This is a genomic window from Erwinia artemisiae (assembly GCF_051400835.1).
In the GTDB taxonomy this organism is placed as follows: Bacteria; Pseudomonadota; Gammaproteobacteria; order Enterobacterales; family Enterobacteriaceae; genus Erwinia; species Erwinia aeris.
The window spans coordinates 328,187-351,586 of the sequence record NZ_JBLFFM010000004.1; the positions used below are offsets into that span (position 1 = coordinate 328,187).

24 protein-coding genes and 1 other annotated feature are annotated in these 23,400 nt (G+C 52.5%); of the genes, 7 read left to right on the top strand and 17 right to left on the bottom strand.

Features of this window, described 5'->3' with window-relative positions:
• Positions 1–15 precede the first annotated feature (15 nt).
• From ACMGEE_RS11970 to gnd, 4 genes are all read left to right on the top strand, one after another.
• A complete protein-coding gene (locus ACMGEE_RS11970; protein WP_436830081.1) occupies positions 16–1,257 on the top strand; it encodes a rhamnan synthesis F family protein in 1,242 nt (413 codons plus the stop codon).
• Entirely contained in the window at positions 1,258–2,058 is an 801-nt protein-coding gene (locus ACMGEE_RS11975; RefSeq protein WP_436830082.1) for an ABC transporter permease, read from the top strand.
• A gap of 8 nt (positions 2,059–2,066) precedes the next feature.
• A complete protein-coding gene (locus ACMGEE_RS11980) occupies positions 2,067–2,837 on the top strand; it encodes an ABC transporter ATP-binding protein (RefSeq protein WP_436830083.1) in 771 nt (256 codons plus the stop codon).
• Positions 2,838–3,015: 178 nt separating this feature from the next.
• Entirely contained in the window at positions 3,016–4,422 is a 1,407-nt protein-coding gene (gene gnd / locus ACMGEE_RS11985; RefSeq protein WP_253460110.1) for an NADP-dependent phosphogluconate dehydrogenase, read from the top strand.
• A gap of 74 nt (positions 4,423–4,496) precedes the next feature.
• Here the strand turns inward: gnd and ACMGEE_RS11990 are convergent, their stop codons facing one another.
• The 10 genes from ACMGEE_RS11990 to hisL form a co-directional block, all read right to left on the bottom strand.
• The gene (locus ACMGEE_RS11990; RefSeq protein WP_436830084.1) at positions 4,497–4,976 is read right to left on the bottom strand and encodes a YbaK/prolyl-tRNA synthetase associated domain-containing protein; all 480 of its coding nucleotides are present in this window, start codon (positions 4,974–4,976) and stop codon (positions 4,497–4,499) included.
• A gap of 65 nt (positions 4,977–5,041) precedes the next feature.
• On the bottom strand, positions 5,042–5,653 hold the full coding sequence (gene hisIE / locus ACMGEE_RS11995) for a bifunctional phosphoribosyl-AMP cyclohydrolase/phosphoribosyl-ATP diphosphatase HisIE (RefSeq protein ID WP_436830085.1): 612 nt from the start codon (positions 5,651–5,653) through the stop codon (positions 5,042–5,044).
• A complete protein-coding gene (gene hisF / locus ACMGEE_RS12000) occupies positions 5,647–6,423 on the bottom strand; it encodes an imidazole glycerol phosphate synthase subunit HisF (protein WP_301251098.1) in 777 nt (258 codons plus the stop codon). The genes hisIE and hisF overlap by 7 nt, the downstream gene beginning before the upstream one ends.
• On the bottom strand, positions 6,405–7,142 hold the full coding sequence (gene hisA / locus ACMGEE_RS12005; protein WP_253460121.1) for a 1-(5-phosphoribosyl)-5-[(5-phosphoribosylamino)methylideneamino]imidazole-4-carboxamide isomerase: 738 nt from the start codon (positions 7,140–7,142) through the stop codon (positions 6,405–6,407). The genes hisF and hisA overlap by 19 nt, the downstream gene beginning before the upstream one ends.
• Positions 7,143–7,733, bottom strand: a complete 591-nt coding sequence (hisH, locus tag ACMGEE_RS12010; protein WP_253460124.1) for an imidazole glycerol phosphate synthase subunit HisH — start codon at positions 7,731–7,733, stop codon at positions 7,143–7,145. It lies immediately after the preceding gene.
• Positions 7,733–8,800: a bifunctional histidinol-phosphatase/imidazoleglycerol-phosphate dehydratase HisB gene (hisB, locus tag ACMGEE_RS12015; protein ID WP_125288106.1), complete on the bottom strand. Its 1,068-nt coding sequence runs from the start codon at positions 8,798–8,800 to the stop codon at positions 7,733–7,735. Before hisB ends, hisH begins: the two co-directional genes overlap by 1 nt.
• On the bottom strand, positions 8,797–9,885 hold the full coding sequence (hisC, locus tag ACMGEE_RS12020; RefSeq protein WP_436830086.1) for a histidinol-phosphate transaminase: 1,089 nt from the start codon (positions 9,883–9,885) through the stop codon (positions 8,797–8,799). Before hisC ends, hisB begins: the two co-directional genes overlap by 4 nt.
• The gene (gene hisD / locus ACMGEE_RS12025; protein WP_394148572.1) at positions 9,882–11,177 is read right to left on the bottom strand and encodes a histidinol dehydrogenase; all 1,296 of its coding nucleotides are present in this window, start codon (positions 11,175–11,177) and stop codon (positions 9,882–9,884) included. The genes hisC and hisD overlap by 4 nt, the downstream gene beginning before the upstream one ends.
• Positions 11,178–11,183: 6 nt before the next feature.
• Positions 11,184–12,083 (bottom strand): ATP phosphoribosyltransferase, encoded by a 900-nt coding sequence (gene hisG, locus ACMGEE_RS12030; protein ID WP_125288103.1) that lies wholly within the window; start codon positions 12,081–12,083, stop codon positions 11,184–11,186.
• A gap of 79 nt (positions 12,084–12,162) precedes the next feature.
• Positions 12,163–12,284, bottom strand: a sequence feature (His leader region).
• Positions 12,260–12,307 (bottom strand): his operon leader peptide, encoded by a 48-nt coding sequence (gene hisL / locus ACMGEE_RS12035; protein ID WP_100396937.1) that lies wholly within the window; start codon positions 12,305–12,307, stop codon positions 12,260–12,262. (Overlaps the previous feature by 25 nt.)
• 176 nt (positions 12,308–12,483) lie before the next feature.
• Between hisL and ACMGEE_RS12040 the strand changes: the two genes are divergently transcribed.
• Positions 12,484–13,311, top strand: a complete 828-nt coding sequence (locus tag ACMGEE_RS12040) for an SDR family oxidoreductase (RefSeq protein ID WP_436830087.1) — start codon at positions 12,484–12,486, stop codon at positions 13,309–13,311.
• A 102-nt stretch (positions 13,312–13,413) separates the two neighbouring features.
• Here the strand turns inward: ACMGEE_RS12040 and ACMGEE_RS12045 are convergent, their stop codons facing one another.
• The 7 genes from ACMGEE_RS12045 to ACMGEE_RS12075 form a co-directional block, all read right to left on the bottom strand.
• On the bottom strand, positions 13,414–14,433 hold the full coding sequence (locus ACMGEE_RS12045) for an acyltransferase (RefSeq protein ID WP_436830088.1): 1,020 nt from the start codon (positions 14,431–14,433) through the stop codon (positions 13,414–13,416).
• Between the two features lie 363 nt (positions 14,434–14,796).
• On the bottom strand, positions 14,797–16,305 hold the full coding sequence (locus tag ACMGEE_RS12050) for a glucosyltransferase domain-containing protein (protein ID WP_436830089.1): 1,509 nt from the start codon (positions 16,303–16,305) through the stop codon (positions 14,797–14,799).
• Between the two features lie 7 nt (positions 16,306–16,312).
• A complete protein-coding gene (locus ACMGEE_RS12055) occupies positions 16,313–17,245 on the bottom strand; it encodes a glycosyltransferase family 2 protein (protein WP_436830090.1) in 933 nt (310 codons plus the stop codon).
• Positions 17,242–17,601 carry a GtrA family protein gene (locus ACMGEE_RS12060; RefSeq protein ID WP_436830091.1) on the bottom strand — a complete coding sequence of 120 codons (360 nt, stop codon included), beginning with the start codon at positions 17,599–17,601 and terminating at the stop codon, positions 17,242–17,244. Before ACMGEE_RS12060 ends, ACMGEE_RS12055 begins: the two co-directional genes overlap by 4 nt.
• Positions 17,602–17,901: 300 nt before the next feature.
• A complete protein-coding gene (locus ACMGEE_RS12065) occupies positions 17,902–19,179 on the bottom strand; it encodes an NAD(P)/FAD-dependent oxidoreductase (RefSeq protein ID WP_436830092.1) in 1,278 nt (425 codons plus the stop codon).
• Positions 19,180–19,221: 42 nt separating this feature from the next.
• Entirely contained in the window at positions 19,222–19,776 is a 555-nt protein-coding gene (puuR, locus tag ACMGEE_RS12070) for an HTH-type transcriptional regulator PuuR (protein ID WP_301251083.1), read from the bottom strand.
• A complete protein-coding gene (locus ACMGEE_RS12075; RefSeq protein ID WP_253460152.1) occupies positions 19,773–19,976 on the bottom strand; it encodes a hypothetical protein in 204 nt (67 codons plus the stop codon). Before ACMGEE_RS12075 ends, puuR begins: the two co-directional genes overlap by 4 nt.
• Positions 19,977–20,197: 221 nt before the next feature.
• Here ACMGEE_RS12075 and ACMGEE_RS12080 point away from each other — a divergent pair, with 221 nt between their 5' ends.
• Positions 20,198–21,607, top strand: a complete 1,410-nt coding sequence (locus ACMGEE_RS12080) for a glutamine synthetase family protein (RefSeq protein WP_436830093.1) — start codon at positions 20,198–20,200, stop codon at positions 21,605–21,607.
• A 379-nt stretch (positions 21,608–21,986) separates the two neighbouring features.
• On the top strand, positions 21,987–23,348 hold the full coding sequence (locus tag ACMGEE_RS12085) for an APC family permease (RefSeq protein ID WP_253460155.1): 1,362 nt from the start codon (positions 21,987–21,989) through the stop codon (positions 23,346–23,348).
• Positions 23,349–23,400: the final 52 nt, after the last annotated feature.

The window sequence follows — 23,400 nt, forward strand, 5'->3', positions numbered from 1 at the left end:
AGGTTCTACCGATTCATGTCCAAAGCAACTATTTTTAGCTGGTATGGCATAAAATCATACCGTGATTCGGTTAAAACTAAAAGATTCCAAAACATCATTCATAAGAATGAGTTTCAGGGTGGAAACGTAATGCTGTTTGCACTTTATGAGAAAACAGCGTTACGTCCGGATACCATTGAACTGCTGAAAGAAGCCAAAAGGCAAAATATCTTTGTTTTGGCTGTAAATACGTTAAAATTAACCAGTGAAAACTACCAGCCTGAGCTTTTCGATGTTTATATCGAAAGAGATAATTTTGGCAGGGACTTTGGTAGCTATCAGGAAGGGATGAAATATTTTTACAGCAGCGGCATTGCTGATAAGTGCGATCGCCTGCTTATTCTTAATGACAGCGTCTTTTTCTCAAAGCTGGGCCTCCCTAAATTCATCAACGACCTCTTTTCGACCGAGGTTGAAGTGCTGGGCGCCACTGAAAATCGGGAGATCTCCCATCATTTGGGATCCTTCTGCATTTCAGTAACGGGCAAAATTGCCAAAAGCGCTAAATTTAAAAAGTATTGGCACGATTATAAATCCTCTAATGTCAGGCCACTGGTAATCAAAAGAGGCGAGTTTACGCTGAGCAAAGTATTAAAATCATTAGTAAGCTCGGAAGATAATTTTAAAGCTTTATATGATGTAGTGTTTTTTGAAAAAGCGCTGTCACAGGATAGTAAATTGTTCCAGGAGTATTACTACTTCCGTCGTGAGGGCGCAAGAAGCTACTGGACTAACCGCTATCTTATGGACTACTTCCAGCATGATGTGGTGCTTAAATCTTTTTATGAAAAATATATTGAAAGCATAAAAGAGAAAGCTCCGGATCTTAAATATTCTGGCTATAAAGAGCAGGATAATAAAAAAGACGACGAAGTTGATTTCGTTGATTTTGCCACCTTTATGTCAACCATAGACTATACGACGCTTCCGCATGGGCATGTCTTAAAACAGCGTCTGGCCAGTATCTACCTGGATGACTTTACGCGCGGCTCGCAGATTCATAATAACTGTATTGCCCTGCATCGTCTCGGGTTACCGATCATTAAGCTGGACCTGGTTTATCGTTCTGTCTGCAACTTCAACGATATTATTAAACTGAAAGAGCAGCTTGATCCGTCTCAACAAGATGAATTTATGACATTAATGACAAACAGACTTTCCGGCGAAAAATTCCTTTTTGGCCTGAACAGGAAAGCCTTCGACTGTGGAATTTTATAAATGAGTTTGCGAGAAAAATCACCAGGGCTCGACGATCTTATCGGCGCCATAAAATCCTTTCACGTTATTCGCGTAATGGGCGGGCAGGATATTCGTCAACGTTACAAGCGTTCCCGGCTTGGCCCATTCTGGATAACGATCAGTATGGCGGTGATGATCACCACCATGGGACTGGTATTTGGTAATCTTTTTAAAACGCCTTTACATGATTTTCTGCCTTATCTGACGTTAGGACTGATTATCTGGGGCTTTTTATCAGGCTGTATTACTGAGGGCTGCGACGCCCTCATTTCTGCAGAAGGGATCATCAAGCAGCTGCCTGTACCCCTGCACGTTCATGTTCTACGCGTCGTGTGGAAAAATTCTATTATCTTCCTGCACAACATTGTTATTTTCCCGCTGGTGCTGCTGGCCGTGGGTAAGGGCATAAGCTGGTATGTGTTGCTGGCGATCCCGGGCTTTATTCTGCTGGCGTTGAATATTTCCTGGTTACTGGTTGTTATGTCAATGATCTGCGCGCGTTTTCGCGATATGACTCAGATAATTATGAGTATTATGCAGGTTATTTTCTACTTAACGCCGGTGATCTGGATGCCTCAACTTTTGACGCACAGAGTTGGCGCTGCGCTGCTGAATTTTAATCCATTCTATCATTTACTCGATGTAGTCAGGGCACCGCTGCTGGGACAGATACCTTCAGCTACCACCTACTGCGTTACGATTATTATGGCTGTGCTGGGTATTATTTTTTCTACTTTGATGACCAGTAAATTTAAATACCGCGTTCCATACTGGGTTTAGGGATTTCAATGGCGATAATAAAGTTTGAGAATGTTGGCATCGATTTTCCTATTTTCGATGCGGCATCAAGATCTATTAAAAAGAATTTTATGAGTTTTGCCACCGGAGGCAAGGTTGGTGAAAACAATGGTAAAGTAGTTGTTTCAGCCTTAAATAACCTCAACTTTGAGATCCAGGACGGCGAGCGCGTCGGGCTAATTGGCCATAACGGCGCAGGCAAAACGACACTGCTGCGCATGTTTAGCCGAGTTTATCATCCAACTTCAGGTAAAGCGATAATCGAAGGCGATATTGGCTCGCTTATCTCGATTTCGTTGGGGATTAATCCTGAGTTTACCGGGCGGGAAAATATTTACATCCGGGGCGCTTTACTCGGCCTACGTAGAAAAGAGATTGACAGTAAAATTGATGAGATAATCGATTTCACCGATCTTGGCGATTTCATTGATATGCCCGTAAGGACTTACTCTTCTGGGATGCAAATGAGATTAGGCTTTAGCGTGTCGACTATATTTACGCCCGAAATCCTGCTGATGGATGAATGGCTCTCTGTAGGCGATGAGGGATTCAAGGAAAAAGCGGAAACCCGATTAAGCAATATTATTAATGCTACGAAAATTCTGATTCTGGCCAGTCACAGCCGCGATTTGATGGCTAAGGTTTGTACAAGGATTATCTGGCTTGAACATGGCACGGTAAAAATGGATGGCAAACCGGAAGACATTTTGCCCTTGTATTTCAAAACAAACATTAAAAAAGCGGATATGTTGGCGGAGTGACGGCGAAATCCCTGAATTCTACAGGGATTGATATTTCTTAACCTACTCATTTGCAACAAAGATTACCAATCGCACCAATCACTACCTTTCATCAGCTATCCTGAGTTAACATGTTTGCCACTTTGACACGCGGCGTCTTGAACTGACGCCGTGAGTGACCTTCAGACAGGAGTATGTAATGTCCAAGCAACAGATCGGCGTTGTAGGTATGGCGGTAATGGGTCGTAACCTGGCTCTAAACATCGAAAGCCGCGGCTATACCGTATCCATCTTTAACCGCTCTCGCGAAAAGACTGACGAAGTCATCGCCGAGAACGAAGGCAAAAAGCTGGCGCCTTACTACACCATCGAAGAGTTTGTTGAATCCCTTGAGAAACCTCGTCGTATTCTGCTGATGGTGCAGGCAGGCGAAGCGACTGACAAAACTATCGCTTCTCTGACGCCACACCTCGATAAAGGCGATATCCTGATCGACGGCGGCAACACTTTCTATAAAGACACCATTCGCCGCAACCGCGAGCTGTCTGAGCAGGGCTTCAACTTTATCGGTACCGGCGTTTCCGGCGGTGAAGAGGGCGCACTGAAAGGCCCATCCATCATGCCTGGCGGCCAGAAAGAAGCTTACGAGCTGGTTGCACCGATCCTGGATAAAATTGCCGCGCGTGCCGAAGGCGAAGCCTGTGTTGCCTACATCGGCCCGGACGGCGCTGGTCACTATGTGAAAATGGTGCACAACGGTATCGAATACGGCGACATGCAGCTGATTGCAGAAGCCTACTCGCTGCTGAAAAACGCCCTGAACCTGAGCAACGAAGATCTGGCTAAAACCTTCAGCGAATGGAACGAAGGCGAGCTGAGCAGCTACCTGATCGACATCACCAAAGACATCTTCACCAAGAAAGACGAAGAGGGTAACTACCTGGTTGATGTGATCCTGGATGAAGCGGCCAACAAAGGCACCGGTAAATGGACCAGCCAGAGCTCTCTGGATCTGGGCGAGCCGCTGTCGCTGATCACCGAATCCGTATTCGCACGCTACCTCTCCTCACTGAAAACTCAGCGCGTTGCCGCTTCCAAAGTTCTGAGCGGCCCGACCGTGCAGACCGTTTCCGGCGATAAAGCAGAGTTCGTTGAGAAAGTGCGCCGCGCGCTTTACCTGGGCAAAATCGTTTCCTACGCACAGGGCTTCTCTCAGCTGAAAGCGGCTTCCACCGAAAATAACTGGGATCTGAACTACGGCGAGATTGCTAAAATCTTCCGCGCTGGCTGCATCATCCGCGCACAGTTCCTGCAGAAAATTACCGATGCCTATGCGGATAACGCCGACATCGCTAACCTGCTGCTGGCACCGTACTTCAAGAACATCGCGGACGAATACCAGCAGGCGCTGCGTGACGTTGTGGCCTATGCCGTACAGAACGGTATCCCAACGCCAACCTTCTCCGCCGCTATCGCTTACTACGACAGCTACCGTTCAGCGGTGCTGCCAGCGAACCTGATCCAGGCGCAGCGTGACTACTTCGGCGCGCATACCTACAAGCGTACCGATAAAGAAGGTGTGTTCCACACCGAGTGGCTGGATTAAGTTTCTCCGCAGGCTGAAACAGCATAAAGTAAAACCCCACGCTCTGCGGTGGGGTTTTTTTTTGCCCGTTGCCGCTATGCTTTTAAAATATCAGCCGGGAGCGACGGCGCGATACGCTGATAATCCTGCGCGTTCAGCACCACTGATTTCTCCAGCAGTCCGGCGTTAAACGCAATCTCGCTGTTGCGCTCGCACAGCGTGGGATCGACGACGACTTTCAGCTCATCATGAAAGCTGAAGGGCGGTATCGCACCAAACACGCAGCCGGTCAGCCGATCCACTTCCGCCGGGCTGGCCAGCGAGGCGCGCAGGCCGCCGACCGCTTTTGCTACCTTGCTCAGGTCAGCCTGCTGGTCGGCAGGCAATATCGCCAGAACGTACTGTTTAACGCCGTTGCCTTTGACATGGCACACCAGCGCCTTGGCACCCTGACCGACAGCGGTGCCGCGGATTGCCGCAACTTCTTCACATTTGCCGGTGGGCTCATGCGTCATGATCTTATAACGCGCCTGCTGGCCGTCCAGCAGAGTGATTAACTTGTCAAACGTGCTCATCTTGCTCCCTTCATTAACAAGGCCGGTTTCCCGGCCTTGCTGTTTGTTGCTATACCCCGGCTCTGTTACTTATGCCGCTGACGCAGGTTTTCGATTACCGCACTCAGATTAAGATCCTGATCCTGAAGCAGCACCAGCAGGTGATACACCAGGTCGGAAGCCTCGTTAGTCAGCTCATCGCGATCGTTAACGGTGGCCGCCAGCGCGGTTTCCACGCCTTCTTCACCGACCTTCTGCGCGATGCGCTTGGTGCCGCTGGCGTACAGGCTGGCAGTATAGGAACTGGCCGGATCGGCGTGCTTGCGTTCGGCCAGCAGCTGTTCGAGCTGATACAGGAAAGCCCAGTCGGCGGCGGCAGGCGAGAAGCAGCTGCTGGTGCCGCGATGACAGGTTGGCCCAACCGGGTTGACCAGCAGCAGCAGCGTATCGTTATCGCAGTCAGGCGTGATGCTGACAACGTTAAGAAAGTGTGCCGAGGTTTCGCCCTTGGTCCACAAACGCTGTTTGGTACGCGACCAGAAGGTCACTTTACCGGTCTCCAGCGTTTTCGTCAGCGCTTCCTGATTCATATAGCCGTGCATCAATACTTCGCCGGAGACGGCGTGCTGCACGATAGCCGGCATCATGCCGTCGGTTTTTGCCCAGTCAAGCTGGGTAAGCTGTTGTTCTGTTAACACGCGCGGATCTCCACACCCTGGTCGAGCAGAAAAGCCTTCAGCTCGCCAATATTAATAATTTGCTTATGGAACACGCTGGCTGCCAGCGCGCCATCGACGTTGGCGTCGCGGAAAGCCTCAAGGAAATGCTCCATGGTGCCCGCGCCGCCGGAAGCAATTAATGGCACCTTGCAGACCTCGCGGACTTTCTGCAGCTGGGTCAGATCGTAGCCGTTACGCACGCCGTCCTGATTCATCATATTCAGCACGATTTCGCCCGCGCCGCGCTGCTGTACTTCCTGTACCCAGTCCAGCGTTTCCCAGGTTGTGACCTGGGTACGCGCTTCATCGCCGGTATACTGATTCACATGGTATTTGCCGCTTTCGCTGTCGTACCAGGTATCGATACCAACCACGATGCACTGCACGCCAAAGCGATCGGCCAGCCGCGTGATCAGCTCAGGATCGGCCAGCGCCGGTGAGTTAATCGAGATTTTGTCGGCACCGAAAGAGAGGATCTGCGCCGCGTCTTCCGCCGATTTAATGCCGCCCGCCACGCAAAAAGGAATATCGATCACTTCCGCTACGCGAGCTACCCAGCTTTTATCCACCACGCGACCGGCCGAAGAGGCGGTAATATCGTAAAATACCAGCTCGTCCGCGCCTTCCTGCGCGTAGCGCTGCGCCAGCGGCACGATATCGCCGATGATCTCATGATTGCGGAACTGCACGCCTTTGACCACCTGGCCGTCACGCACGTCCAGGCAGGGGATTATCCGTTTTGCCAGCATGTTATTGCCTCCGATACGTTGAATTTACCTTCCAGCAGAGCACGGCCGACAATCACGCCCGCAGCGCCACAGCCGCGCAGGGCACGAATATCCTCCAGCGAGCCGATGCCGCCGGAAGATTGAAAGGCGATTTGCGGATAGCGGGCCGAGACTTCACGATACAGCGCCACGTTAGATCCGCCGAGCGTGCCGTCGCGGGAGATATCGGTGCAAAGCACATGTTTCAAGCCATAAGGCCGGAACTGTTCGATAACTTCTTCCAGCGTCACGCCAGCCGCTTCCTGCCAGCCGCTGATCGCTACTTCTTTGCGGTTAGCCGCGTCGATACGCACATCCAGCGCCAGCACGATCGCCTCCGCGCCGTACTGCTTAAACCAGCGCTGCACTTCTTCGGGGTTTTTTACCGCCGTAGAGCCAACCACCACGCGCGTGGCGCCCGCCTCCAGCAGCGCCTCCACATCTTCCCGCGTGCGGATGCCGCCGCCAACCTGTACCGGCACGCCGACGCCCGCCAGCAGGGTTTTCAGCAGCGGGATCTGCCGCGCCGCCGGATCTTTCGCGCCGGTCAAATCGACCAGGTGCAGTACCTGGGCGCCCTGAGCCTCGTATTCCTGCAGGCGCGGCAGAGGATCGCTGCCGTAGTCGCGCTGCTGACCGTAATCGCCCTGATGCAGCCGCACCACTTTTCCTTCAATTAAATCCAATGCGGGAATAATCACTTACATCTCCAGGAAGTTTTTCAGCAGCTGCGCGCCAGCCGCGCCGGAACGTTCCGGATGGAACTGGACGCCGAAGAAGTTATCTTTCTGCACCGCGGCGGTAAAAGGCTCGCCGTAGTTGCACTGCGCGATGGTGCAGGCATTTACCGGCATAGCGTAGCTGTGCACAAAATAGAAGTACGCGCCGTCGGGAATGCCGCGAAACAGATGGTTGCCCGCCTGAGCGGTAATCTGGTTCCAGCCCATATGCGGCAGCGGCAGCCCGCAGTCGTTCATCTGCTCAACCGCTTGATCGATAATCCCCAGCGTGGTGACGCCGTTGCTCTCCTCGCTGTGCGAGCCAAGCAGCTGCATCCCCAGGCAGATCCCCAGCACCGGCTGGGTACAGGCTTTAATCAGCTCGATCAGCTCGCGCTCGCGCAGCTGATCCATCGCCGCCTGCGCCGTACCGACGCCCGGCAGCAGCAGCTTGTCGGCCTGTAGCACGACGTCGGCCTCACGGCTGACCACTGGCTCATAGCCCAGGCGCTGGATCGCCCATTTAACGGAGGAAAGGTTGGCGCAGCCGGTATCCAGGATCACCACGTTCATTACAGCACTCCTTTCGAGCTGGGCAGGGTATTGCCTTCCACGCGGATCGCCTGGCGCAGCGTGCGGCCAAAGGCTTTAAACAGGCTCTCCACGCGGTGGTGATCGTTCTTGCCTTTGGTTTTCAGGTGCAGCGTGCTGGCCATGGTATAGGAAAGCGAGCGGAAGAAGTGTTCCACCATCTCGGTGCTGAGATCGCCCACGCGCTGATAGCTGAACTCGGCTTTATATTCCAGGTGCGGACGGCCGGAGATATCGAGCGCGCAGCGCGCCAGGCACTCGTCCATCGGCAGCACAAAGCCGAAGCGGCCGATGCCGCGCTTATCGCCCAGCGCTTTCAGCAGCGCCTCGCCCAGCGCCAGGCCGGTGTCTTCCACCGTGTGGTGATCGTCGATATAGAGATCGCCTTTCACCTCAATATTCATGCGGAAGCCGCCGTGGGTGGCGATCTGATCCAGCATATGGTCAAAGAAGCCCACGCCGGTATTGAACTGGCTGTTGCCTTCGCGATCCAGCCAGACCTCTACTTTAATCTGTGTCTCTTTGGTGTTGCGGTTCACCAGCGCGTGACGATCGCGTTTGGTCAGCTGCTGCCCAATACCCTGCCAGTTAAGGCCTTCCTTAGAGTAGTGCAGCCCCTGAATGCCCATATTACTTGCCAGCTGCAGGTCGGTGGTGCGATCGCCGATAACATAGCTGTTAGCGGTATCCAGCACGCCTTCCGCCAGCCATGCCGTGACCAGTTTGGTTTTCGGTTTACGGCAGTCGCAGCCGTCTTCCGGCAGATGCGGGCAGATCAGCACGTCATCAAAGCGGATGCCCTGCGAGCTTAAAACCTGCATCATCAGCTGGTGCGGGCCGTCAAAATCCGCCTGCGGGAAGCTGGCGGTACCCAGCCCGTCCTGATTGGTGATCATCACCAGTCGATAACCGGCATTTTGCAGCGCCAGCAGGGCAGGGATCACGTCCGGCTCAAAGGCCAGCTTCTCCATGCGGTCAACCTGATAATCTTCCGGCGGTTCGGCGATAATCGTTCCGTCGCGATCGATAAAAAGAACTTTCTGGCTCATGCTTGCTCCATGGATGCGGACGCGCCGGATAACTTTTGCAGCGCGGAGATAACGCGGTCACACTCTTCAGCCGTGCCGACGGAGATGCGCAGGCAGCCCGCCAGTCCCGGCTGTTTGTTCTGGTCACGCAGAATAATGCCCTGATCCCACAAGGTTTTAAAGACCAGCGCGGAGTCAGTGAAGCGGGCCAGCACGTAGTTGGTCTCGCTGGGGAAAACTTTTTCCACGCAGCGGCAGTCGTGCAGATCGCTAATCAGCTTGTCACGCGTCGCCAGCAGCTCGTCGACGTGCTCTTTCATCAGGGCGACGCCCTGTTCGCTCAGCGCCTGGGCAGCGATATCGGCTACCGGCGTGGAAAGCGGATAAGGCGCGATAACTTTTAATAGCAGCGCAATAACTTCGGCGTTGGCCAGCGTAAAGCCGCAGCGCAGTCCGGCCAGCGCAAACGCCTTAGAGAGCGTACGCAGGATCACCAGGTGCGGATATTCCTTCAGCCAGCCGGTCAGCGTCGCCGTCGGGCAGAACTCTATATAGGCTTCGTCTGCTATCACCAGCGCCTTGCCGCGCGTCATCTCCAGCAGCTGGCGGATGGCCTCCGGCTTCACCAGGTTGCCGGTAGGATTGTTCGGGCTGCACACGTAGACCAGCTTCACGTCGTCAAGTTTTTCAGCAATGGCGGACAGGTTAAGCTGCCAGCCCTCCTGCACGGGCACGGTGCGGTATTCCACGCCCAGCGTTTCGGCGCTGACGCTGTACATGCCGTAGGTCGGCGGACAGAACAGCACGGCGTCTTTGCCCGGCTCGCAAAATGCGCGCATCAGCAGCTCGATGCCTTCGTCCGCGCCACGGCTGACCAGCACCTGCTCAGGCGACAAACCCGCATAGGCCGCATAGCGCTCAATTACGGCTTTCGGCTGGCACTCGGGATAGCGGTTCAGCGTCTGCTGACGGAGGTCGAACGGCACCGCCAGCGGATACTCATTGGCGTTGAGCCAGACATCGCCGCTGCCGCCAAGACGACGAGCGGACTGATAGGGCGTCAGCTGGCGCACGTTGGCGCGGGCGAGATCTTCAATCTTGCTCATTGCTTCTCCTTCAGCGCGGCAACGCGCAGCGTCACGGCGTTTTTGTGGGCGGTCAGCTGCTCGGCGGCGGCCAGGGTTTCAATGGTCGGCGCCAGATTTAAAAAGCCCTGCGGCGTCAGCTCCTGCACCGTCATCCGCTTCTGGAAATCGGCCAGACCCAGGCTCGAACAGGTCGCCGTAAAGCCATAGGTCGGCAGCACGTGATTGGTGCCGGAGGCGTAATCGCCGGCGGACTCCGGCGACCAGTCGCCCAGAAATACGGAACCGGCGCTGGTGATGTCTGCAACCAGATCGCGCGCCTGGCGCGTCTGGATAATCAGGTGTTCCGGCCCGTAGCGGTTGCTGATTTCAACGCACTGCGCCAAATCTTTCGCCACGATCAGGCGGCTGGCGGCCAGCGCCTGACGAGCCGTTTCGGCGCGCGGCAGGCTGGCCAGCTGCTTTTCTACCGCGTCGGCGACCGCTTCGGCCATCTGGCGATCGGGCGTCAGCAGGATCACCTGCGAATCGGGGCCGTGCTCCGCCTGAGAAAGCAGATCGGAGGCGACAAAATCCGGCGTGGCTGCACCATCCGCAATCACCAGCACCTCGGAAGGGCCGGCAGGCATGTCGATCGCCGCGCCGTCAAGACGCTGGCTGACCTGACGTTTCGCTTCGGTCACCCAGGCGTTGCCCGGCCCGAAGATTTTATCGACCTTCGGCACGGATGCGGTGCCCAGCGCCATGGCGGCGATAGCCTGCGCGCCGCCGACCTGAAACACCTCCTGCACGCCACACAGCTTAGCGGCATATAAAATTTCGTCGGCGATCGGCGGCGGCGAGCAGAGCACCACGCGCTTGCAGCCGGCAATGCGGGCGGGAGTCGCCAGCATCAGCACGGTAGAGAAGAGCGGGGCAGAGCCGCCGGGAATATACAGGCCGACGGACGCCACGGGGCGGGTGATCTGCTGACAGCGCACGCCGGGCTGGGTTTCAATATCCACTTCCGGCAGCTTTTGCGCCTGGTGAAATTTATCGATATTGGCCACCGCCACCGCCATCGCCTGTTTGACCTCATCGCCAAGCCGCGCTGACGCCGCCTCTATCTCTTCGCTGGTGACGCGCAGCGCCTCAACTTCGGTCTTGTCAAAAGCGGCGCTGTAGTAGCGCAACGCCTCGTCGCCTTCCGCTTTTACCTTTTCCAGGATAGCGCGCACGCTGGCGGTAATGTTTTCAGAAGCGGAGATAGCCGGACGAGTCAGCAGCACCTGCTGTTCTTCGGCGCTGCACGCCTGCCAGTCAATCGGGGTCATCATCGCTTACTCCATCATCTTCTCAATAGGCAGCACAAGGATGGAGCTGGCGCCCAGCGCTTTCAGTTTCTCCATCGTTTCCCAGAACAGCGTTTCGCTGCTCACCATGTGCATGGCGACGCGGCTCTTGTCGCCCGCCAGCGGCAGAACGGTTGGACGCTCCGCGCCCGGCAGCAGAGCGATGATATCTTCCAGACGCTCGCTCGGCGCGTGCAGCATGATGTACTTGGATTCACGTGCCTGGATGACACCCTGAATGCGGGTCATCAGCTTGTCGATTAGCTCCTGCTTGGCGGCAGGCATTTCGCCGTCGCGCTGGATCAGACAGGCTTTAGAGCGGTAAATAACTTCGACTTCACGCAGGCCGTTGGCTTCCAGCGTCGCGCCGGTGGAAACCAGGTCGCAAATGGCGTCGGCCAGGCCGGCGCGAGGTGCCACTTCGACGGAGCCGTTCAGCAGGCAGGATTTAAAAGCGACGCCCTGTTTGTCGAGATACTTTTTCAGCAGGTGAGGATAAGAGGTGGCGATACGGGCATTTTGCAAACACTGCGGGCCGGTATATTCATCATCAACCGACATTGCCAGCGACAGGCGGCAGCCGCCGAAATCAAGACGGCGCAGCAGGGCATAACGAGGATCTTCGCCCTGCGCGCGGCGGGTCAGCAGCTCTTCTTCCAGCACGTTTTCGCCGATAATGCCCAGGTCCACGACGCCATCCATCACCAGCCCCGGAATATCGTCATCACGCACGCGCAGGATGTCGATCGGCATGTTCTCGGCAAAGGCGATCAGACGCTGCTGCTGCAGGTTGATTTTGATGCCGCAGCGGGCCAGCAGCTCGCGTGATTCATCGCTTAAACGGCCTGATTTCTGCATAGCTATGCGTAAACGTTTGTTATCTAACATCGGTGCTTATCCTCTTTTCCTGTCTGCTCGATTTAACCGGCCAGCGTTGTTCATCCTTTCAGGCCCGGGCCTGCGCCCATAAAAAAAGCCCCCGGAAGGCGATCTTCCGGGGGCTTTTTTTGCGTTCTGCACCGCTGGAAGATCTGAATGTCTCCCAGCACACATCGCCTGAAAGACTAGTCAGGATGATGGTGATGATGGTGGTTGAACTGAACGCGTGTCATAGTCTTCTCAAATAGGGTTGAATGATTATTCATTTCGTGACCAATAACCTAACTCAGGACAAATGTCGGGCGCAACACTTTTTTATCATTGATGACAGATAAAAAGGCTTAACCGATTGTTGTTGACGAAAGGCTGGCGTAGTTTTAGGGCATGGTTGAGAAAGCAGGGAACAAAGATGAAAAAAGTGGCGATTGTAGGACTGGGCTGGCTGGGGATGCCGCTGGGGCTGGCGATGACGGCGCGAGGCTGGCGGGTCACCGGCAGCAAAACCACGGCTGATGGCGTGGAGGCGGCGCGCATGTGCGGGCTGGAAAGCGTGCTGCTGACGCTGACGCCGGAACTGGAGTGCGACCCCGACGATCTTGACGCGCTGCTGGACGTGGAGGCGTTGGTCATCACCTTACCTGCCAGCCGCACGGCGGAGGGCGGAGAAAATTATCTGCTGGCGGTTCAGCAAATCGTGGACAGCGCGCTGGCGGCAAACGTGCCGCGCATTGTTTTTACCAGTTCCACCTCTGTTTACGGCAGCGGAAACGGCGAGATGAATGAAGACAGCCCGCTTGAGCCGGTTACGGTAGCGGGTAAGACGCTGAAAGAGCTGGAAACCTGGCTACATAATCTGCCGGGCACCTCGGTAGATATTCTGCGGCTGTCCGGCCTGGTGGGGCCGCAGCGGCATCCGGGCCGCTTCCTGGCGGGTAAAACCGATTTAGGCGACGGCTCACACGGCGTTAATCTGGTGCACCTTGAAGATGTGGTTGCCGCTATTATCCTGCTGCTGGAAAACGGCGAAGGTGGAAGAACTTATAACCTGAGCGCGCCGCATCATCCTGCCCGCAAAGATTTTTATCCGGCGGTTGCCCGCCAGCTGGGGCTGACGCCGCCGACGTTTCTTGCAGATACGGGCGGCGGGGAAGGCAAGATTATTGACGGTAGCCGCATCTGTAAAGAGCTGGGGTTCCGCTATCGCTATGCGGATCCGGGAAAGATGCCGGTTAGTTAGTGATTAACTCGTTAGCAGCCAAAGAGAGGGGTAAGTATTTTATACTTTTACTCCTCTAATAATTTGCTACAAAAGGGGAAATTGCGTGGCCGCTTTTGCTAATTACAAAACATAGCGTAAAAATTTTATCTTTCTGCCCATAAAAATCAGAGCAAAAGAAAGTGAAAAAATAACCACCGTATTTACTAAAGGATCGATTATAGCTCTACCATGAAGCAGTAGACCTTTCTGTTCTATAATTAAATAAATGATCCAATGGGAAAGATATATGCCAAAAGAGCACTCGCCAGCTTTATAAATGAAATTGCGAAGGCTGGGTGAAATGAATTTGAAATTTATGTTCATTAGGGTGTTAAATAAAATAAAAGAGGAGATAAAAACCAGGGCGGTGGTAAAACCATAGAGTAACTCATCCGGTGCGCCCGTAACGTCCGAAGTTTTTACATTAAGCAAAAGATTTATGCCAATGATTGCAATATAGGACATTATCCCGAGCCTGATATTTATTTTCTTGTAAAAATATGGAAATGCAATCCCATATACCAACAGCGCAGGTAAAGTCATATTAAAGTGACTCAGGCCCGATATGAACTTATAATCACCACTCATTATTCTGGATAGCGGTATAAATGTAGGTGCGATAATCGAGAAGAAAAAGATAATATAAAAAAGATGGCGGAATTTTTCTTTATCATCATCGAAAAATATTTTCTTTAACGCGGGAAGAAGAAGAATGTAGCCAATAAATGATGGGATAAACCATAAGTGAAAGGCCGTGTTATCCCCAGCTAATTTTTTGAAAAATTCTGCAATGCTGGTACCGCCAGAGTAAATATAGTAGATACATGACCAGGTAATATAGGGAAGCCCAAGCCGAATCAGTTTCTGCTTCCAGTTCTTTTGGGAGTTACTATTGAAGGTAATGTAGGCAGTAATAATGAAAAATATGGGTACACAAAATCGCGTTGCCGTATAATAGATATGGTTAAAAATCCAGGCTGTATAATTTGTTCTCATCAAACTGCTATCATAAAAATGTGACATTGACATATGAATAAGAATAACGGCCAGAATAGCAATAAAGCGAAGTAACTCAATGTTGAAGTTTTTAGAATAACTCATTTAAGTACCCTGTAAGCATCATATCCATCATCCTGAACAGATTCACGGCATTCATGATCTTGTGTCCGCATTCTGTAATCATCAAAAGGAATGTCACAATTCGCTTTCAGAGTATTAATTAAATTGTTGCTTTTATGCAACTAAAATCATCAGTTTTATTTATGTTTTTTCTGGGGGCATCACACCAGGGTACCTGTTTGGTACCTAAACAGGCTATGGTCACAGCGCTAAAGCATGGATGAGGGTAAAAGTGTAGGAAAGCTTCGGTGGTAAAAATATTTTATTCTTAAGGTGTTATAGGATTATGTATCTGTATCCAGAACGATACTGCACCCTTATAAGATTATAAAGGTGCAGTGTTTATCATTTGTTATAAGGGCTCAGCTGCGGGCCTATTTTAACGATCATAACGCCGTCATGGAGGAAAACAGAACCACGATTTGGCCAGGCAGGCAGTTCGTCACCGAATTTTGAAGCGCGAGCGACCTCTTCGGCATCAGGGTGAACAAAATCCGCGATGTTAGCGCTTTTCAGCCAGGCATATATTCTGCTGTTATTACCGCCATCCCATTCAAAGAAAGAAGCACCAAAGGCGTCTGCGCAAGCAAGACGCCAGGCGTTGGCAGGAGTATAGCTACCGTAAAAAAACACTGGCGTTTTTTTAATGTCAAAATCGGGATACTTACTATAAATGGTATCAATAATCTGTAATGAAAAATGGGCATCAGCCTCTCTGGCCATGTAGTCGCTATAAAATAATTTATTTGATGAGATCGCCCCGCTAATGAGAAAAATCGCAGGGATACACGATATAAAAATTTTGTGCCGATCCAAAATAAATCCTGTCGAAACCAGTACTGCGGCAAACAGTCCTGCGAAGATTACCGGCGCCTGAATCATTGTTCTGGGTGGTAACCATGCGCCGAGGATAACATTCATGATAAAACATGAAGCGATAGTCACGATGCACAGGGTTAAAATAAGAAAGAATTGTGATCTTTTTCTTAGAGCAAGGAGGCAGATGGCCATCATCCAAAATAGAGTAAAAGGTAACGCATTCATACCGAATGGGGCATTGAATGTGAAGCAGTTATAGATATAGCTGCCAACAGTGAAAATAATCTCGCCTGGCGATAGTTTACCCCAACCTATCATGGAGGTTAGATAGCTGGAAGTAGGAATATTATAATAATAAGCACAGAGTTTAGATAACAGTGAATTAAGAATTAACGCAACCAGCGTAAGCCCTATATATATGGCTGTTTTTTTTACCAGTTGAGATAATTCTGTTTCTTTTCTGATCGCCAATATGGTAAATCTAACACAGAGTAAAGAGGCTGCAAATAAAAAAACGGATTGATAAATCGAAAGAGAAGCAATTGTCAGTACAATAAATTGCACATAGCCTTTCAGGCGATGAGCATCAAGGGTGAAGAGGGAGAGTGTTGAGAAAAGGATTGACAGAGCTACTGTATCTGACTGATTGCTAAATTGAATTTGATAAGCCAGTTGGGGTAAAGCAGCCAGCATAACAATGTATGCCGCAGACTGATATTTATTTAGTTTAAGATACAAGGCAGAAAGCACGGCTGCAACAGATAAAAAAATTAGACACAGGGCCGTAGTAAAAAAAGGAACAAAGGGCTCAGGTAATAAATAGTGTCTGATTAAAGCATGCCCCCACCGGCCCAGCATCATTGTCTGGGTGAAATTATCAAAAAACTCTTCATCAATAGAAAGAGTGAAGTGCGTCAGTTCAAATCCATACACTAATACGTAGGAGAAAAGCGCTATAAAAAAAAGATTTTTATAATGATTTAGCTCTGTAAGTGCTGAACTATTTTTATCTTTGGACAGGATCGTATTCATCATGTGCCTTTTATTTTTTACCGGACTTAATAGAGTTTTTGATTATGTATCTTGGACGTTGTTTGGTTTCAATATAAATCCTTCCAATATATTCACCTAAGACGCCAATGCCTACGAGCTGTACGCCACCCAGGAAAAGAATGGAAACCAGTAAAGAGGGATAACCGGCAACACTGTTTCCCCAAACCACTTTATCTACTATCATCCAGAGGCCATAGAGGAACGATAACATGGCAACTATAAATCCGATATAGGTCCACATTCTCAACGGGATGGTTGAGAATGAGGTTATCCCTTCAAGAGCAAGATTCCATAACTTCCAACCGTTAAACTTTGTTTTACCGGCAACACGGTCTGCCCGTATGTATTCTACAATTTCCGTTTTGCCTCCAACCCAGCTCAGAATCCCTTTCATAAAAAGGTTTTTTTCCTGCAGCAGCTTGATATTTTCTACTATTTCCCGCGTCATCAAACGGAAGTCACCTACGTTTTCTTCAATCATAGGCGAACTTATTTTATTATGTAATTTATAAAACCATTCGGCCGTTTTCCGCTTTATATGGCCATCAGAACTTCTGTCGATGCGCTTTGCCAATACTACATCGGCGCCCGCTTGCCATTTTTCTATCAGCATTGGAATAACTTCGACTGGATCCTGCAGATCGACGTCTATTGGAATAATGGCGTCACCTGTCGCAGACTCCAAACCGGCAAACAATGCGGGTTCTTTACCAAAGTTACGGATAAAAGAAATATGTTTTACAAGACTATCCTTTGCTTCAAGATCGTTTAACACGCGCTCCGTATTATCATGGCTACCGTCATTTATAAAAACCATCTCAACTTCATAATTTTCTAGCGCAGTTAAATCCCGCACGGCAGCATAAAAAAGCGGAATGGCTTCTTCTTCATTGAATACAGGAACAATTAAGGAAATCTTCAAATCTTCCTCCTAAATATAAATAGCTTTGAATAAGCAAAGCCGCAAAATAAACTTATGGCAGAGAAGGCGAGCAGGGTAATAACGGCAGGTGCATGCATTTTATCGGCGCTCCAGCCTACAATGGCTGCCATTGCACCCATAAAAGCTACATAAAGCAGGTAGCGTGAAGTGGTAGCTTCAGCGTTGAAAGTCCATTTTGCATTTGCAATAAAGGAAAATGTTACTGCCACACAAAACGCTGTTAAATTAGCCAATGACTGTTTCGGATAAAAAGCGTAGACGACAGCAAATACTATCCAGTGGATGAGAGTATTAATAACGCCCACGGAGGCGTATCTGGCAAACAACTTAAGCATTGTGCTACCCAAAAATCAAAGAGTTCGATCTTGCCATTCTGTCACTGTTATAGCAAGGATTCGTAATGGCATTTGCAGGATCATGTCAGTAAGTTGTTTAAGCAGTCTGCCGCCACGCTTAGGTTTTAATGATGGTTGTTAAAATTGCCAATTCCGTGCCTGACTGAATGCCAGGCGGTAAGAAGACAAAATTTCATTTTGTCTGGCGAAGTAGGATTTAGTGTTGAAGGCGCAATTGTAGGTGTCTGTTGAACATGGCTGCGCCTCTGGGATGCTGACAAGTAATCCCTTTGGAAAGTATCAAACCCCCAATCTGTCCCTCAACGCATACCAGGCGGCGCCCAGCGCCGTCAGAGGCGCGCGCAGGCGGCGACCGCCCGGGAAAGGCAGATGCGGCAGGCGGGCGAACGCATCGAAGCGTTTTGGCTCGCCCTGCAACGCTTCACAAACCAGCTTGCCCGCCAGATGCGTCCAGGTCACGCCGTGCCCGCTGTCGCCCTGCATATAGTAAACGCCGTTTTCCAGCCTGCCGATCTGCGGCATACGGGACAGCGTCAGCAAAAAGTTCCCGCTCCAGGCATAATCAAATTTTATTCCTTCCAGCTGTGGAAAGGTCTTTAGCAGCCTGGGCCGGATCAGCTCGTGGATGTTGCCCGGCTCGCGCGCGCCATAGCTCACGCCGCCGCCATACAGCAGGCGGTTGTCGGCCGTCAGGCGATAGTAATCCAACAGATAGTTACGGTCTTCTACACAGTAGTTGTCCGGCAGCAGCGCCAGCGCCTTATCGCGTGAGAGCGGTTCCGTGACGACGATCTGCGAGCTACAGGGCAGGCTTTTGCTCGCCAGTCTGGGTTCCAGCTGCGGCGCCAGATAGGCATTACCGGCAAAAATAACGTATTTAGCCAATACGCTACCCTGAGCCGTCCTGACGCGATGCGGCGTGCCGTAGGTCACGGCGGTCGCCTCTGACTCCTCATAAATCCTGCCGCCGTGACGGCGAATCGCCTCCGCTTCGCCCAGCGCAAGATTAAGAGGATGCAGATGACCGCCGCTGCGATCCAGCAGGCCCCCGACATAGCGTTCGCTGGCGATTTTACGCCGGATGCCCAGCTCGTCCAGCAGCTCCAGCTGATGATTGCCATAGTGCTGCCAGCGTTGGTGCTGCTGCTTTAAATGGCTAAACTGACGGCTGTTAAGCGCGGCAAAAACGCCGCCCGGCCGGTAGTCGCAGCTAATGGCGTAGCGATCGATACGGTCGCGGATCGCCGCTGCGCCTTCAAACATCATGCTGCCCAGCAGCCGTGCGCTTTCTTTGCCGTAGCGGCGCTCAATAACGTCAATATCACGGCTGTAGGAGTTAACCACCTGCCCGCCGTTGCGGCCGCTGGCGCCAAAGCCAACCCTGGCCGCTTCCAACACCACCACGTCATAACCCGCTTCGGTAAGGTAGAGCGCCGAGGAAAGGCCGGTAAAACCGCCGCCGATGATGCAGACGTCGCAGAGAATATCATCCGCCAGCCGCGGCCAGCGGTCATGAGGATTGGCCGTAGCGGCGTAATAGCTCTGCACATGTTCCATAGCTTTCTCCAACAAAAAGCGCGACGCGGCGTCAACTGGCGATCAAAAGGTGGTTGGGGTATGCGCGCTGACGATCCGGCAGGGCTGCGCAGAGGTGTTATTAAAGCTGTGGGGATGGCCGGTATCGATAACGTAGCTTTGGCCAGCCCGAAGCTGATAGCGCTGGCCGTCGACGGTTAAGGTGATTTCGCCTTCCAGCAGCGTGCCGATCTCTTCGCCCTGATGACGAATTTTTTCGGTTGTCGCGCCGGGTTCATAGGTTTCTAACATCATCGCCAGCGTCCGCTCGGGGCTGCCGTTATGGATCAACCGCAGCGATACCCCCTGGCTGCCAATATCAATCAGCTCGTTTGCCTCTATTACCACCTTTGGCCTGGCAGGCTGGACCGGCTCGGAAAAGAATTCGGAAAGGGAGAGGCCATAAACTTTTAACAGCTTCTGTAATGTACCGACGGCGGGACTGACCTTGTCCTGCTCGATAGTGCTGATGGCGCTGTGCGTCAGGCCGGAAAGCTCGGCCACGCGCCGCTGCGACAGGCCCTGCTGCTGGCGGATTTCAGCCAGGCGACGGCCGGGGGCCAGAGAAATATCGCTCATCGACGGGTTTCCTTTTGCTGCCGAAAAAACGCACGTAAAGGCGTTAATAAATAGTCTTCCTTAAGGTCAAAGCCAGCATACCCGGTTGGGTTTTGCCATGCCGGGCAGGCATCGGGAAGCGCCGTCGTCAGGGCCTGTTTGCTGAGGCTTGCCTGATACATTATTACGTCAATCAAGGGGTTGTTCGAAATAATGCCCATCCCAACTCTCCGTCCGGTTTTAGTGAGCGCGGAAAGGCAGGACGGATCCGTGCCTTATCCAGCCAATCTGGCACTCTGCAAGGCAATATGCAAAAGATTTTGCCTGGAAAATAAACTCTGTCATAACATTTGCCGCGCTGAATAGTTGACGCTATGTTAAGAAGGCGGCGCTTATTTTGAGCGGCGCGCAAACATCAGACTGAGCGAAGGCGGGTGGCATCATGACCAATATCGTCGAAGTGGAAGATTTTACGCGGCATGGCGAGCGAACCAGCGCGTTCCAGCTTGAAGTAGAAACTTATCTGGAACGCTATCCTGAAACACAGCATGTTGATGTTCTGCTTAATGATTTAAACGGTGTTTTTCGCGGCAAACGCCTCCCGATCGGCAGTTTGCTCAGGCTGGAAAAAGGCTGTTATTTTCCCGCTTCCGTCTATGCCATGGATATTCTCGGCAACACGGTGGAAGAGGCCGGACTTGGCCAGGCGCTGGGTGAACCGGATAATATCTGCTTTCCCGTCGAAGGCACGCTGACTCCCTCCGCAACCGATCCGCAGCGCCTGGCGCAGCTTTTGCTGACCATGCGTAATCAAGATGGTACTCCCTTTGACGTTGAACCCCGGAATGTCCTGAATCACCTTTGGCAGCAGTTGCGCAATCGGGGGTTATTTCCGGTGGTAGCGGTAGAGCTGGAGTTCTATCTCGTCGATAAAAAACGCGATGCGGAAGGCGCCATTCAGCCGCCGTGCTCGCCGGGCAGCGACGATCGTAACCGGCAAAGCCAGGTTTATTCGGTTGATAATCTCGACTGTTTTGCCGCCGTGCTCAATGATATCGACAGGCTGGCCAGACTGCAGGGTATTCCGGCCGACGGCGCGCTGGCGGAAGCCTCGCCAGGCCAGTTTGAAATCAATCTGCGCCATACCCGCAACGTGCTCAGCGCCTGCGATCATGCCGTGCAGCTGAAGCGGCTAATCCGTCAGGTGGCAGAAAATCACGGGATGAACGCTACCTTTATGGCAAAACCCTACGAGGCCTGGGCCGGTAGCGGAATGCACGTTCATATCAGCCTGCTGGACGCCGCCGATCATAACGCCTTTATCACCGATGACGGCAGCGATTCGCCCCTGCTGAAGCGAGCGCTGGCCGGGATGATCGATCTGATGCCCGCCTCCATGGCGCTGCTGGCGCCTAACGTTAATGCCTATCGTCGCTTTTTACCGGAAGCCTTTGTGCCTCTACAGGCATCCTGGGGGCACAACAACCGTACGGTAGCGTTGCGTATTCCCTGTGGCGAAGCGGAAAACCATCGCGTGGAGTACCGCGTGGCAGGCGCGGATGCCAATCCTTATCTGGTGGTCGCCGCGGTGCTGGCGGGCATTCTGCACGGCATCGATAATCAGCTGCCGCTGCCGTCGGCCATTACCGGCAACGGCCATGAAGCCGACGGCAGACCGTTGCCGATCAGGCAAAGCGATGCGCTGGACGAATTTGCCCAAAGCTCTCCGCTGCAAAAGCTGCTGGGCGAGCGCTTTGGGTTTGTCTGGCACAGCTGCAAACATCATGAACTGATGCATTTTGAACGGCTGATCACCACCACCGAAATCGACTGGATGTTGAAAAATGCCTGACGTTTCCTGTAAAGAAATGGCGCAGAAAGGCTTTAAAAACTTGTATTCTGTCTTACAGCCTGGCAAAATATACGGACTGTAAATGAATAACCGACGCTTAACGCGCCGGTTATTTTTTTTGCACAAAAAAACGAAGCCAAAGAGGCCGGCTCAGCCGGACTGATACACACTGACAGTGTTTTTGAGGAAATAAAGATGGGGCAACACTTCATTACGCCGGCCGCAGCCGGTAAACATCTGCGCGACGACTACGGCGCAGCGGCAGCCGTCACCTTCACGCCTGCCTGCTTTACCTTCCCAAATCAGAACAACGCTCGCATAAAGCGAAGTTTCCCTGTGGTTCAACCCAGAAAGGTTGATGCTATGGGGAGGCTGAATCATGTCGCATAATTCCCAGACCGCCGCGCCGCGCGCGCACCTGAAAAAAACGCTGACTCTGATGCCTGTAGTGATGATGGGCCTGGCTTATATGCAGCCAATGACCCTGTTCGATACGTTCGGCATCGTTTCCGGCCTCACAGACGGTCACGTAGCAACCGCCTACGCCTTCGCGTTAATCGCAATCCTGTTTACTGCGCTGAGCTACGGCAAGCTGGTTCGCCGCTTCCCGTCTGCCGGCTCGGCCTATACCTATGCCCAAAAAGCCATCAGCCCGCACGTCGGCTTTATGGTGGGCTGGTCCTCGCTGCTGGATTACCTGATCATGCCGATGATCAATATCCTGCTGGCGAAAATCTATTTTGAAGCGCTGGTGCCGGGTGTCCCGTCATGGATATTCGTGGTGCTGCTGGTTGGTTTTATGACCCTTTCTAACCTCAAGGGCATTAAAACCGTCGCCAATTTCAACAGCATTATCGTGGTGCTGCAAATGGCGGTCATGGTGGCGATTACCGGTATGGTAATTTACGGCGTGTCCCATGGCGAAGGGGCCGGCACCCTGACCAGCAGCAAGCCGTTCTGGTCTGAGCAGGCGCACGTGGTGCCTATGATCACCGGCGCGACCATTCTGTGCTTCTCGTTCCTGGGCTTTGACGGCATCAGTTCGCTGTCGGAAGAAACCAAGGATGCGGGTCGAGTGATCCCGAAAGCGATCTTTTTGACCGCCCTGATTGGCGGCGTGATCTTTATCGTGGTTTCTTACTTCCTGCAGCTTTATTTCCCGGATATCTCGCGCTTTAAAGATCCGGACGCGTCGCAGCCGGAAATCATGCTCTACGTGGCGGGTAAAACCTTCCAGTTCGGCATTCTGATTTTCTCCTGCATCACCGTGCTGGCTTCCGGCATGGCGGCGCACGCGGGCGTTTCCCGCCTGATGTATGTGATGGGGCGTGACGGCGTGTTCCCGGAGCGCTTCTTCGGCTATATTCATCCGAAGCTGCATACGCCAGCGCTGAACGTATTGTTGGTAGGCGCTATCGCGCTTTCCGCCATTACCTTCGACCTGGTGACGGCGACGGCGCTGATCAACTTCGGCGCGCTGGTGGCCTTCACCTTTGTTAACCTTTCGGTGATCTCGCAGTTCTGGATCCGTGAAGGGCGCAACAAGACGCTGAAGGACAACATCAACTTCCTGCTGCTGCCGCTGTGCGGCGCGCTGACGGTGGGCGCGCTGTGGATCAATCTGGAAGAAAGCTCGATGATCCTCGGCCTGGTCTGGGGCGCAATTGGCCTGGTCTATCTGGCCGTGGTGACGCAGCGCTTCCGCAAACCGGTGCCGCAGTACACCGAAGAGCCGATGTAACCCAGCCCGCATTTAGCGTGGTGATGGGCTAAAAAGAAGGGCGCGGTTCTGT